Origin of the sequence: Curvibacter sp. AEP1-3 (assembly GCF_002163715.1) — a bacterium.
Lineage (GTDB): Bacteria > Pseudomonadota > Gammaproteobacteria > Burkholderiales > Burkholderiaceae_C > Allorhodoferax.
The window spans coordinates 2,077,194-2,090,000 of record NZ_CP015698.1 but is presented as its reverse complement, the minus strand read 5'-3'; the positions used below and the strand labels follow the sequence as shown (position 1 = coordinate 2,090,000).

Below are 12,807 nucleotides of genomic sequence, written 5' to 3'. Positions count from 1 at the left end.
TAAACGGCGGCCGTAACTATAACGGTCCTAAGGTAGCGAAATTCCTTGTCGGGTAAGTTCCGACCTGCACGAATGGCGTAACGATGGCCACACTGTCTCCTCCCGAGACTCAGCGAAGTTGAAATGTTTGTGATGATGCAATCTCCCCGCGGAAAGACGGAAAGACCCCATGAACCTTTACTGTAGCTTTGTATTGGACTTTGAACAGATCTGTGTAGGATAGGTGGGAGGCTTTGAAGTAGGGTCGCTAGATCTTATGGAGCCAACGTTGAAATACCACCCTGGTGTGTTTGAGGTTCTAACCTAGGTCCATTATCTGGATCGGGGACAGTGCATGGTAGGCAGTTTGACTGGGGCGGTCTCCTCCCAAAGCGTAACGGAGGAGTTCGAAGGTACGCTAGTTACGGTCGGACATCGTGATGATAGTGCAATGGCATAAGCGTGCTTAACTGCGAGACTGACAAGTCGAGCAGATGCGAAAGCAGGACATAGTGATCCGGTGGTTCTGTATGGAAGGGCCATCGCTCAACGGATAAAAGGTACTCTGGGGATAACAGGCTGATACCGCCCAAGAGTTCATATCGACGGCGGTGTTTGGCACCTCGATGTCGGCTCATCTCATCCTGGGGCTGTAGCCGGTCCCAAGGGTATGGCTGTTCGCCATTTAAAGAGGTACGTGAGCTGGGTTTAAAACGTCGTGAGACAGTTTGGTCCCTATCTTCCGTGGGCGCTGCAGATTTGAGGAAGCCTGCTCCTAGTACGAGAGGACCGGAGTGGACACACCTCTGGTGTATCGGTTGTCACGCCAGTGGCATTGCCGAGTAGCTAAGTGTGGAAGAGATAACCGCTGAAAGCATCTAAGCGGGAAACTCGTTTCAAGATGAGATCTGCCGGGGCCTTGAGCCCCCTGAAGAGTCGTTCAAGACCAGGACGTTGATAGGTCGGGTGTGGAAGCGCAGTAATGCGTTAAGCTAACCGATACTAATTGCTCGTGCGGCTTGACCCTATAACTTTGATGCACGCAAGTGCTTCAAGGAAGTTATGCCAAGTTGACGCATTCAAATGACCATCTCACAGCGAGATGGCGTCGTAAAAGACAAGCTGATTAGCTCTATAAATTGGTTGCCCAGACCTTGAGTCTGGGTGACAACAAGTTATGCCTGACGACCATAGCGACTTGGTACCACTCCTTCCCATCCCGAACAGGACAGTGAAACGAGTCAGCGCCGATGATAGTGCGGATCCCCGTGTGAAAGTAGGACATCGTCAGGCTATTACAGTCGAAAAAACCCTACCGGATCCGGTAGGGTTTTTTTTCGGTGCGTCCGGCAGGACGCTCTCACTAGGAGGTGAAAGACCTCTACTCGCCCTGCAAGGGGAAGGGTTAGCCAATGGCAAGGGCTTCGCGGGCGACTGCGAGTCTGAAGGAAGCCGGATGGCAAAGCGCTGGTTCGACGAACAGGAAGCGGATATGAGGCGCCACAGGGGGGTAAGGAGTCCGAAATCTCTGAAGCCCAAAACTTGCACGGAACTCTGTGGCGTAGATCCGACGGACATAAGCGTGAAAGTGGGTGCGTAATACCCGGAGAGATCTGAGTGTGGTGCCCGTAAGGGCTACCGGCCATCGAAAGGTGACGGGAGGCTCGCTCAGAAGTCAGCAGAGGGCATAGTAGGTGCAACCCAAGGTGATGAGCCACAAGAGGCGGCACCGAAGGCCCGAACAAGTGGAAACGAGAGTAGGAACGAAGTCACTCGATGCCAATCGATGAAGCAGAAGCCCTCGCAAGAGGGGCCCACAGCGAAGGAACCGGACGGAATCTGGGGAGTGCGCACGTGGGTGCTGAGGTGGGTACGGCGTACGTCGAGCAACCGAAATCGGAGAGAGACCGGCTCATGAGCCGAGTCGTGGATCGCGACAACATGCAGCTCGCTTACAGCCGAGTCATGAAGAATCGCGGCGCACCCGGCATTGACGGAATGCGCTGTGAAGACCTCAAGACGTGGCTCAAAGTGAACTGGTCGCAAGTAAAGAAGTCGTTACTGGATGGAACCTACCGCCCCCAAGCGGTACGTCGGGTGGACATACCCAAGCCGCAAGGCGGGGTACGCACGCTCGGAGTGCCCACGGTGGTGGACAGGCTGATTCAGCAGGCGCTACATCAGGCGATGCAACCCCTGTTTGAACCTACCTTCTCGCAAAGCAGCTACGGCTTCAGACCGGGGAAAAGTGCGAAGCAGGCGGTAAGCAAAGCGGCAGAGTACATCCGTGGCGGCAAGCGCTGGGTGGTGGACATGGACCTGGAGAAATTCTTCGACCGTGTCAACCACGACGTGCTGATGGCGCGGGTGGCACGCCAGGTACAGGACAAAACCGTCCTGAGCCTGATACGCAGGTTTCTGGAGGCCGGGATGATGGCCAACGGGGTAGAGACACCACGGTACGAGGGTACACCGCAAGGCGGCCCCCTGTCACCACTACTGTCCAACATCCTGTTGACTGATTTAGACCGGGAGCTAGAGGCACGCAAGCTGCTGTTTTGCAGGTATGCGGATGACTGCAACATCTACGTGAGCAGTCAGCGGGCGGGCCAACGCATCATGGAGGGCATAAAGAGGTTTCTTGCAAACCGGCTCAAGCTCACTGTGAACGAGACCAAAAGTGCGGTTGAGCGGCCATGGAAACGCAAGTTTCTGGGATACAGCGTGACAGCACAACGAGCCAGCAAAATCCGAATAGCCAAGGAAAGCACGCAACGCCTGATGCACGCCGTGCGCACATACTGTGCACAGGGACGGGGCAGGCCACTGCCCCAGACCATCGAAAAGCTAAATCCGGTTTTACGGGGATGGATGAACTACTTCAGCCTGACCCAGAGCCACAAGCCCATCGAAGCACTGGATATGTGGGTACGTAGACGGCTACGCGCCCTGATGTGGAGGCAATGGAAAAGGACAAAGACGCGGGAATCCAAAATGCTCGCACTCGGGCTCGATGCCCAGCGGGCATGGAAGTCCAGCGTCAATGGCCATGGTCCATGGTGGAACGCCGGTGCCAAACACCTGCGCCAAGCTCTCCCGACGAAATACTTCACGCAACTCGGGCTGGTCTCGCTGGTGGCAACCCACCAGCACCTCCAGCGTCCTACTTGAACCGCCGTATGCGGAACCGCACGTACGGTGGTGTGAGAGGGCTGAGGGGGTAACCCCTCACCCTACTCGATTCTTCGCTTTCCAAAGTCAGACCTTAACTCAGCTGGTTCATCCACTCGCTTTCGCGTTTGTTGATGATTTCCAGGAAGTCCTCTAGGGCGTATTGTTCTCGAGCCATATTTGCAAAGGTTTCAAAACCTTCTTCGAGAAACTGTTGCAATGTGGAAAGATTTGCAGCCGCAGCAGGGCGGCGCATTGCACGGAGCGTTAGCTTTATCCCAGGTAATCTGGTTACTTTGCCTAATTTGCTTCCCAGTTGAATGACACGCTCTAACTGGGACTTCCGATCTCTGGTCCGTCCGACATCTTGCCACGCTTGTTGATACAGACTATTGTCAAGGCGAGTGTCCACTAGAACGCAATCCAAGTTGCTTGAAATTGAAGCAGCCATTGCGGCGTCCAATTCTTCCGTAATTGCATGGAGGTCTGCCAGAGCCACTGCGATATCAACGATAGACCTTGGGAAGAGACGCTCCACTGCACCTGCGATCTTTGAGAATTCGGCATCTCGTTGGCTGAAGTCTTTTGGACTATAAAGCTCGTCTAGGAAGAAGCGGCAAGCTGGACCATAAGTTTCTGAAGCGAGCAAATCTTGATACGTTGCCTCGAATCTGCGGCATTGATACGCTTTCACCAAACTCAATGCGCGCGAAACAGCGGGCGAACTGCGGCTTTGCAGCCTAAGTACCTCTACTTGCGCCAATGCTTCTCTAATCTTTTGTTTCCCTCGTGGTGAATTCATCAGCCGAAGTGTAGGAATACTGTGTGCACATTTGGTAGTGCTCTTAGCGATTAGAGGCCCCATGCAACACGAGACTAGGGAAAACCCTTATAGTTCCGCCATGTGTGCAAATAAGACCGCCCTCCAAGACTCACCGTCGATACAAACGGTGCGAGGTCCAGCGAGAGTTGCGCAATTTCTCAACATAAGAACTTTAGGCCCCAATCACCGGGCGCGTTTGATGCGTCACCTGATAGCGTTGGAGCCACAAGACAGGTATCTCCGGTTCGGCTATACCGCCAGTGACCAGCAGATTGCGAATTACGTTGAGCGACTGGATTATGTCAACGATGCCGTGTTCGGCGTGTTCAATAACCGTCTTGAGATCGTTGGGATGGCGCATTTGGCAACCTACATGGACGCTGATGGGTTGATCGTCGGAGATTTTGGGGTTTCAGTCAGTCCATCAGCACGTGGGAAAGGGATTGGTGGCCGCCTCTATGAACGAGCGGCTTTACATGCCCGTAATGAAGGCGTGGATGTTCTGCAAATCCAGGCGCTGGCTGAAAACGCGGCGATGTTGGCCATTGCTCGTAAACGTGGGGCCACGGTTCACCGGTATGGCCCCGAATCAGAAGCCTATCTCAAGCTGCCACGCCCGGATCTGGAGTCGCGTCTCAGTGAACTCCTTGAGGAGAGCTGGGCCAATATGCAATATGGCGCAAAGGCGCAGACAAGAATTTTCTGTGGCCTTATCGCAGGGTTTCAATCTCTACGAAAAAGCGCAACCTCCGCAACGAAAGCGTGCTCACCGTAGTCAGGTCTCAGTGCACTAACGGAGTGAAATACAAATCCGCTATCCTTGGGGCTTCGCAATCACTGCCCTCAAGGGCACACATCTAGTGTCAGACCCGCATCCTGCGCGAAACTTTGAAAAAGAAGACAAGCGCACATTTCTCCAGAAGCTCGCTGAGTTCATCCATCCTGGCCCCGATTCCACCGCGGAGTTGATCGAAACACTCGCCGAGGCAGAGGGCAACAACATCATCGGTGCGGAATCGCGGGTGATGCTCGAAGGCGTGATCCGGATGGCGGACATGACCGCTGGTGATGTGATGGTACCTGCGACACGCATGGACTTGCTGGATATCCAGTCCGCTCCGGATATCTTGATGCATGCCGTGATTGACACGGCACACTCCCGATTTCCCGTGTTCGATGGCGAGCGAGAAAACATCATCGGCATCCTGATGGCCAAAGATTTGCTGAAACTTCAGCGTGCTCCAGAGCTCAACATCAGGGCCTTGCTGCGGCCGGCTGTATTCGTGCCAGAGTCAAAGGGCTTGAACGACTTGCTGCGCGACTTCAGGGGCAATCGCAACCACTTGGCGATCGTGATCGATGAATTCGGCCGGGTAGCTGGCTTGATCACCATTGAAGACGTCTTGGAACAGATCGTGGGCGAAATCGAGGACGAATTCGATATCGCAGAAGACGAAGGCGACATTTTTGCCCTAGCGGATAAGACTTATCGTGTGAGCGGCGACACACCGCTTGAGCGAATCAATGAAGCCTTTACGGTCACCATGGAGGCTTCTGATCCTGATGACACTTTTGACACCATCGGAGGCCTCATTGCCCATGAGATGGGCCATGTTCCCAAGCGGGGTGAACGTCACAGCTTGTGTGGGCTCGACTTCCTGGTGCTCCACACCAAAGGAGGTGCCGTGAAGTGGTTCAAGGTGTCGTACACCCCCGATAACGCACTACCTGGCTGATGGACCGCAAGTCGGCAGGAGCGCGACGCAATGAAGTGGCGTCGTTGCCTATCATTGCTATTGTTTTTATAGCTGCTGCCGCACAATCTATCGGCGCGGGTTGGCCATTTGATGCTGTAATACTGCAAGGCCAAACCATCTGGTGGTTGCAGACGGTCTCCATGGCGGCATTTGTGGTGGCAGTTGCCAGACTAAATACACCCGCCAGTGCAGCGCGATATACATGGGCATTCGCTACCACGTGGTTATCCACCACCTTCTGGTGGCTGTTTGTTGCCATGCACACTTACGGTGGCTTGCCGGCACTGCTGGCCGTCATTGCCGTCATCGCATTGGCAGCGGCTTTGGGAGCCTACTACGCAATAGCAATATGGCTGTGGCGCAAGTGGTTCCCGGTACATAACACTTTGGCCATAGGCGCATTTGCCGCACTCTGGTTGATGGCCGAAATGGCACGCGGAACATGGCTCACGGGCTTCGGCTGGGGCGCTATAGGCTATGCCCATGTGGATGGGCCACTTGCCGCGTACTTGCCTTGGATAGGGAGCTACGGCGTATCAGGTTTGGCTGCTATGTGGGCCGCAGTCTTGGCCATAGCTTGGACTCAGCGCCGGTGGGGGCCTGCCGTCGCGCTCAGCGCATTGCTATGCATCCCCTCCGTATTGCCCGCTGGCTGGAATGGGTACACTGAGGCCACCAGCACTCTGCAAGTGACACTTCTGCAAGGCAATATTCCGCAGGATGAGAAGTTTGAAACCGGGAGTGGCGTGCCACTGGCCTTGCAGTGGTATCGCAATGTGCTGAACCAAAGCACAGGCGATCTGGTCATCGCGCCTGAAACCGCAATTCCCTTGCTGCCACAGCAATTGCCAGATGGCTATTGGGATGCGTTGACCACCCGATTCATGCAGGGCACCCAGTCAGCGCTCATCGGCATCCCTTTGGGTAGTTTCAAAACCGGATACACCAACTCGGTCATCGGCTTGACGCCAAGTGAGCAAAAGGTGTGGCAATACGACAAGCATCACTTGGTGCCTTTTGGAGAGTTCATCCCTCCACTGTTCAAGTGGTTCACCCAGCTCATGAATATTCCGCTGGGCGATTTCAACCGTGGACCCTTGGGGCAGGCTTCATTGCCTGTACGCGGTGAACGCGTCGCACCAAACATCTGCTACGAGGACCTCTACGGTGAAGAGCTGGCCACGCGGTTTACGGAAACCGCCACGTCCCCCACCATCTTTGCGAACGTGAGCAACCTCGGTTGGTTCAACAACACGGTCGCTCTGCAGCAGCATCTCACCATCTCCCGGGTGCGAGCCTTGGAATTTCAGCGACCCTTTGTGCGTGCCACCAATACAGGCGCCACTGCATTCCTGTCACATGAGGGCAAAGTGATTGACATGCTGCCCCCATTGACCCGCGGTGTGCTCCATGGGCAGGTGCAAGGCCGCACCGGTTTGACGCCGTTTGCGTGGTGGGCCTCACGTTTCGGGCTCTGGCCACTCTGGATCGTGGCCTTGGTGATCGTGGCTGTCGCCTTCTACAAACGCAAGCCTCGCTAAAGCTGGCCGCAAGCGGCGGTGCGTGGCGGCAGAACCACGTCCACCCCCGTAAAATGCGAGGTTTACTTGAACGCAGCTTGCCCTGCACCGGCCAAGGCCGGAGATTGCACTCACACCATGCTTACTTTTCAGCAAATCATTCTTCGCCTTCAGGACTACTGGGACCGCCAGGGTTGTGCACTCCTGCAGCCTTATGACATGGAAGTGGGTGCAGGCACTTCGCACACAGCCACCTTTTTGCGCGCCATCGGCCCCGAGCCTTGGAAGGCCGCTTACGTGCAACCCAGCCGCCGCCCCAAAGATGGCCGCTACGGCGAGAACCCCAACCGCTTGCAGCACTATTACCAATACCAAGTGGTCTTGAAGCCCGCACCGGCCAACATCTTGGAGCTGTATTTGGGCAGCCTGGAAGCGCTGGGCTTCGATTTGAAAAAGAATGACATCCGCTTCGTGGAAGATGACTGGGAAAACCCCACGCTGGGTGCTTGGGGCCTGGGCTGGGAAGTCTGGCTCAACGGCATGGAAGTCACCCAGTTCACCTACTTCCAGCAGGTTGGCGGCATCGACTGCAAACCCGCCACTGGCGAGATTACCTACGGCCTTGAGCGCTTGGCCATGTACTTGCAAGGCGTGGACAACGTCTACAACCTGCAGTGGACAGAAACCATGAAGTACGGTGACGTGTATCACCAGAACGAAGTGGAGCAGTCCACTTACAACTTCGAGCACAGCGACGCTGACTTCCTGTTCACCGCCTTCAACGCGCACGAGAAGCAGGCCAAATACCTGATGGAGCAGCAGCTTGCACTGCCCGCCTACGAGCAAGTACTGAAATGCGCCCACAGCTTCAACCTTCTGGATGCCCGGGGCGCCATCAGCGTGACGGAACGGGCCGCCTACATCGGCCGCATCCGCAATCTGGCGCGCAGTGTGGCGCAGGCTTACTACGAGAGCCGGGAGCGCTTGGGCTTCCCCATGGCGCCGCGCGAGTGGATTGAACAGATGCCCAAGAAGGCCGCGTAAGCGCACGGAGAAACTAAGACATGACAACAAAAAACCTTCTGGTAGAACTGTTTGTAGAAGAGCTGCCCCCCAAGGCATTGAAGAAGTTGGGCGAAGCGTTTGCCACGGTGCTGGCGGACTCCCTCAAGGCCCAGGGCTTGGTGGCAGCAGATGCGGCCGTGACGCACTTCGCATCGCCCCGTCGTTTGGCTGTGCACGTGGCTGCGGTCGCCCCCCAAGCTGCAGACAAAGCGGTCTCGCAAAAGCTGATGCCCGTGGCTGTGGGCCTGGACGCATCCGGCAACGCCACCCCCGCATTGCTCAAAAAGCTGCAAGCCCTGGGCGCGGATGCCAGCGCCGTGCCAGCTCTCAAACGCGCCATGGATGGCAAGGCTGAAGCTTTGTTCTATGACAGCATGGTCAAGGGTGCCACTCTTGGGGATGGCCTGCAGAAGGCCCTGCTGGAGACCATCGCCAAGCTGCCCATCCCCAAGGTCATGAGCTACCAGCTGCAAAGCGGTTGTGAACTGCCCGGCTGGACTAGCGTGAGCTTCGTGCGCCCTGCGCACGGCCTGGTGGCATTGCACGGCAGCGACGTGGTGCCGGTGCAAGCGCTGGGCCTGCAATCCGGCAAACGCACTGAAGGCCACCGCTTTGAGGCGGCAGTGTCACCCGTCGTGATTGCGGATGCCGATGCTTATGCGGCTACGCTGGCCAAAGACGGAGCCGTGATCGCCAGCTTTGCGGAACGCCGCGCAGAAATCGTTCGCCAGCTGGATGCTGCAGCAGCCCAGGTGGGCGGTGGATGCAAACCCATTGAAGATGACGCCCTGCTGGACGAAGTAACCGCACTGGTCGAGCGCCCGAACGTGCTGATTTGTGAGTTCGAAGCCCAGTTCCTCGAAGTGCCGCAGGAATGCCTGATTCTCACCATGAAGGCCAACCAAAAGTACTTCCCGTTGCTCGACGCTGCCGGCAAGCTCACCAACAAGTTTTTGGTGGTGTCCAACATCAAGCCCGACGATGCCAGTTTCGTCATCGGCGGCAATGAACGCGTGGTGCGCCCCCGCTTGGCCGATGCCAAATTCTTCTTCGACCAGGACCGCAAAAAAACGCTCGCTTCCCGTGTGGACGGTTTGGGCAAGGTCGTGTATCACAACAAGCTCGGCACCCAAGGCGAACGCATGGAGCGCGTGCGCGCGATCGCCAAGTGGGTGGCGGAGCGAATTGGCGCCGAGCCTGCGTTAGCAGACCGTGCCGCGGTCCTTGCAAAAGCAGACTTGTTGACAGACATGGTTGGTGAATTCCCTGAACTTCAGGGTGTGATGGGCGGCTATTACGCACGGCACGATGGTGAGGATGAGTCTGTAGCTGAGGCAATTGAAGACCAATATCTTTTGCAGCGTGACCATACTGCGGCAGTCAATCTCGTTTCATTCGCATTGGACATTGCAGATCGCGTCGAAACGTTGGTCGGCATATGGGGAATTGGACTAAAGCCCACTGGCGAGAAAGATCCCTTTGCGTTGCGTCGACACGCGCTAACGTTGGGGAATCGTTTCGAACTGCTTGGGTTAGCGACGTTTTTAGATGTGGGGCAAATGCGCCTTCACTTGGCTGAGTTGCTTGATTTCGCTCAGCAACAGTTTCCACCCGAGCTTCTGTCGTCCGACACAGTGTCCGGGCTAAGTGAGTTTATCTACGATCGTTACCAAAACCGTTTGGTCGCCAATGGTCTTTATCGTCTGGAGGTCGTCGATGCTGTCGTATCCACGCGTCCACCGTTACATGACATCGTTCCTCGTATTCAAGCTGTAAAGGTGTTCGCCGCACTTCCTGAAGCGCCAGCCTTAGCTGCCGCCAACAAGCGCATCAGCAACATCCTCAAAAAGACGGACGATGTTGACGCACACGTGAGCGAAGTGCTATTGCAAGAGGCGGCCGAAAAGGCGCTGTTCGCAGCCATGCAAACCGTGCTGCCCCAGGCCCAAAGCCAATGGCAGGCAGGTGACTACACCGCTTCGCTCCAGTCGCTGGCCGCCTTGCGCGCGCCGGTGGACGCCTTCTTTGAAGATGTGATGGTCAACGCCGAGCAGATGGACCTGCGCCTGAACCGTTTGGGCTTGCTCAAAAGCCTGCATGTCGCCATGAACCGCGTGGCTGATTTGTCCAAATTGGCAGCTTGACCTGAAGCCTTCCCATGAAACTCTGCATTCTCGACCGCGACGGCACCATCAACGAAGACAGTGCGGAGTTCGTGAAGTCTCCTAACGAATGGCGCCCTTTGCCCGGCGCGCTGGAAGCCATTGCCAAGCTCAACCATGCCGGATGGCACGTAGTGGTAGCGACCAACCAGAGCGGCTTGGGGCGAGGCCTGTTCGACGTGGTGTCCCTCAACGCCATGCACGCCAAGATGCACTCCATGCTCGCCGCAGTCGGCGGCAAGGTCGATGCCATCTTTTACTGCCCCCATGCGCCGGATGACCAATGCCGCTGCCGCAAGCCCGAACCGGGCTTGTTCGAGCAGATTGGCGAGCGCTTTGGCATCGACCTGAAGGGCATGCCCTGCACCGGGGACTCGCCGCGGGACCTGATTGCCGGCGCTGCGGTAGGTTGCGAGCCGCATCTTGTGCTTACCGGCAAAGCGGCATCCCTGCGCGGCCGGCCCTTGCCGGACAACTACCCGCCCGGTACGGTCGTTCATGACGACCTGATGGCATTTGCCGATTACCTGGTAGCCCGGCCATGAGCGGCATGCCCCCCTACACCGCCGTCCCCACCCAAAAGCGCCCCAACTGGTTCATGGCGGTGCTGCGCTCCTGCCTGCACATGCTGTGGATGCTGGTGACCGTGATTCCCTGGGGAATCATCATGCTGGTCGCCTCCATCCGAGTGCGCAGCAAACCGCTGTGGTGGATGGCGGTGCGCTGGCTCAGTTGGGCCATCGGTGGTGCGCGCGTGCTGCTGGGCATTCGCACCCACGTGATCGGCTGGGAGAACCTGCCGACCGGTGATACCGCACCGGCGATTCTGCTGGTCAAGCACCAGTCCACCTTCGAGACCTTTTTGATGCCTACGCTCATGCCCCACCCGCTGGCGTATGTGTTCAAAAAAGAACTGCTCTATGTGCCGTTTTTCGGCTGGGCCATGGGGCGCCTGGACATGATCCACATTGACCGTAGCCAGCGTGCGGAATCGTTCAGCAAAGTGGTGGAGCAGGGCAAACGCCTGTTGGCCCAAGGTATTTGGGTGATCATGTTCCCTGAGGGCACGCGCATTCCCCGTGGCCAGACCGGCACCTACAAATTGGGCGGCACCCGCCTCGCCGTGGCGACCGGCGCCCCGGTGATTCCGGTGGCCGTGACCAGCGCCAAATGCTGGCCGCGCAAAGCCTTCATCAAGACGCCGGGTGTGGTGGAAGTGTCTATCGGCAAGCCCATCCCCAGCGAAGGCCGCGACCCCAAAGAGCTGATGACCGAGGTGCAAACCTGGATCGAAGCGGAAATGCGCCGCCTGGACCCCGAGGCCTACCCCGCCAAGGGCTGAGACGACGCGCGCCATGCATCCGCTGCTGCGCTTTACGCAGGATCTTTTTGAACCTTTTGAGGCTCCAGCGCCCGTAGATATTGCGCGAGCAGCTCCTAAAAAAGTAGCAAAAAAACGCTTGCCATCCAGCAAAGGGGTGGCGCCGGTGGTGCCGGTTGCTTCCGTTCCAACCCCACCCGCTGGCCCGTTTGAGCCGGGCCAGCCGCTGCCGCAGGCCATTGCCCCGGTGAGCTACAGCCACCCGCAAGCCACCCGTGAAGTGCGCTTGGACGGTGCCGTGGTGCGCTACGCCTTTGCCCGCGGCAAGAGGCGCACCATCGGCTTTGTGGTCGGTCCTGACGGTCTGGCCGTGCGTGCGCCACGCTGGACGCCTCTGTACGAGGTGGATGCTGCCTTGCAAGAAAAAGCAGGCTGGATTTTGCGCAAGCTGCATGAAACCCGGGAGCGCGTCACGCGCCAGGAGCATGCGCAGGTGGAATGGGCGCAGGGGGCCGAGTTTCCTTTTCTGGGCGACACCGTACGCATTGCCCTGGACGCAGCCCACGGCTTCAGTGCCAAAGGGGCCGCGCTGGATGAGGTGCCCGATGCAGACGGTGTGCGCCAGCTGCGTGTGGCCTTGCCCCAAACAGCCAGTCCGACGCAAATCCGGGATGCCGTGCAAGCCTGGCTCATGCGTCAGGCCAAGGCCTTGTTTGTGCAACGGCTGGACCATTTCGCCCCCCTGTTGCAGGTGCAATGGAAGAAACTGAGCCTGAGCAACGCCGGCACACGATGGGGCAGTGCCAAAAGCGATGGCTCGATCCGACTGAACTGGCGGCTTATTCACTTCCGGCAGGAGATCGTGGACTATGTGGTCGCCCATGAGCTGAGCCATTTGCGGGTGATGGACCACAGCCCCCGCTTCTGGGACACGGTCCGTACCGTGGTGCCCGACTATGCCGAGCTCCGCCACAGCCTCAAGGACCCGGCGATCCCGAAGTGGTGAGCG

At 57.4% G+C, this 12,807-nt stretch carries 10 protein-coding genes and 2 rRNA genes (1 of these 12 cut by a window edge); 11 read left to right on the top strand and 1 reads right to left on the bottom strand.

The genetic code is table 11. From position 1 onward, the window contains the following. The 3 genes from AEP_RS09680 to ltrA all read left to right on the top strand — a co-directional run. A 23S ribosomal RNA gene (locus AEP_RS09680) occupies positions 1–1,006 on the top strand; it begins 1,870 nt to the left of the window's first position. A gap of 153 nt (positions 1,007–1,159) precedes the next feature. Beyond that, positions 1,160–1,272, top strand: a 5S ribosomal RNA gene (rrf, locus tag AEP_RS09675). 621 nt (positions 1,273–1,893) lie between these two features. Then, positions 1,894–3,150 carry a group II intron reverse transcriptase/maturase gene (gene ltrA / locus AEP_RS09670; protein WP_335583050.1) on the top strand — a complete coding sequence of 419 codons (1,257 nt, stop codon included), beginning with the start codon at positions 1,894–1,896 and terminating at the stop codon, positions 3,148–3,150. A 94-nt stretch (positions 3,151–3,244) separates the two neighbouring features. Here ltrA and AEP_RS09665 read toward each other — a convergent pair whose 3' ends face one another. Beyond that, on the bottom strand, positions 3,245–3,952 hold the full coding sequence (locus AEP_RS09665; protein WP_157673121.1) for an FFLEELY motif protein: 708 nt from the start codon (positions 3,950–3,952) through the stop codon (positions 3,245–3,247). A 61-nt stretch (positions 3,953–4,013) separates the two neighbouring features. Here AEP_RS09665 and AEP_RS09660 point away from each other — a divergent pair, with 61 nt between their 5' ends. The 8 genes from AEP_RS09660 to AEP_RS09625 all read left to right on the top strand — a co-directional run bounded on the left by AEP_RS09660 (position 4,014) and on the right by AEP_RS09625 (position 12,804). Beyond that, complete coding sequence (locus AEP_RS09660; protein ID WP_087495189.1) at positions 4,014–4,748, top strand: GNAT family N-acetyltransferase; 735 nt, start codon at positions 4,014–4,016, stop codon at positions 4,746–4,748. An 85-nt stretch (positions 4,749–4,833) separates the two neighbouring features. Beyond that, complete coding sequence (locus tag AEP_RS09655; protein ID WP_087495188.1) at positions 4,834–5,709, top strand: HlyC/CorC family transporter; 876 nt, start codon at positions 4,834–4,836, stop codon at positions 5,707–5,709. Next, positions 5,709–7,271 (top strand): apolipoprotein N-acyltransferase, encoded by a 1,563-nt coding sequence (gene lnt, locus AEP_RS09650; RefSeq protein WP_087495187.1) that lies wholly within the window; start codon positions 5,709–5,711, stop codon positions 7,269–7,271. Before AEP_RS09655 ends, lnt begins: the two co-directional genes overlap by 1 nt. 117 nt (positions 7,272–7,388) lie before the next feature. Continuing rightward, positions 7,389–8,294, top strand: coding sequence for a glycine--tRNA ligase subunit alpha (gene glyQ / locus AEP_RS09645; protein ID WP_087495186.1), 906 nt, complete (start codon positions 7,389–7,391; stop codon positions 8,292–8,294). A gap of 20 nt (positions 8,295–8,314) precedes the next feature. After that, the gene (gene glyS, locus AEP_RS09640) at positions 8,315–10,459 is read left to right on the top strand and encodes a glycine--tRNA ligase subunit beta (protein WP_087495185.1); all 2,145 of its coding nucleotides are present in this window, start codon (positions 8,315–8,317) and stop codon (positions 10,457–10,459) included. A gap of 14 nt (positions 10,460–10,473) precedes the next feature. Continuing rightward, positions 10,474–11,022 carry a D-glycero-beta-D-manno-heptose 1,7-bisphosphate 7-phosphatase gene (gene gmhB, locus AEP_RS09635; protein ID WP_087495184.1) on the top strand — a complete coding sequence of 183 codons (549 nt, stop codon included), beginning with the start codon at positions 10,474–10,476 and terminating at the stop codon, positions 11,020–11,022. A gap of 53 nt (positions 11,023–11,075) precedes the next feature. Further along, entirely contained in the window at positions 11,076–11,819 is a 744-nt protein-coding gene (locus AEP_RS09630; protein ID WP_087497271.1) for a lysophospholipid acyltransferase family protein, read from the top strand. Positions 11,820–11,832: 13 nt separating this feature from the next. Continuing rightward, positions 11,833–12,804 carry a M48 family metallopeptidase gene (locus AEP_RS09625; RefSeq protein WP_087495183.1) on the top strand — a complete coding sequence of 324 codons (972 nt, stop codon included), beginning with the start codon at positions 11,833–11,835 and terminating at the stop codon, positions 12,802–12,804. Positions 12,805–12,807: the final 3 nt, after the last annotated feature.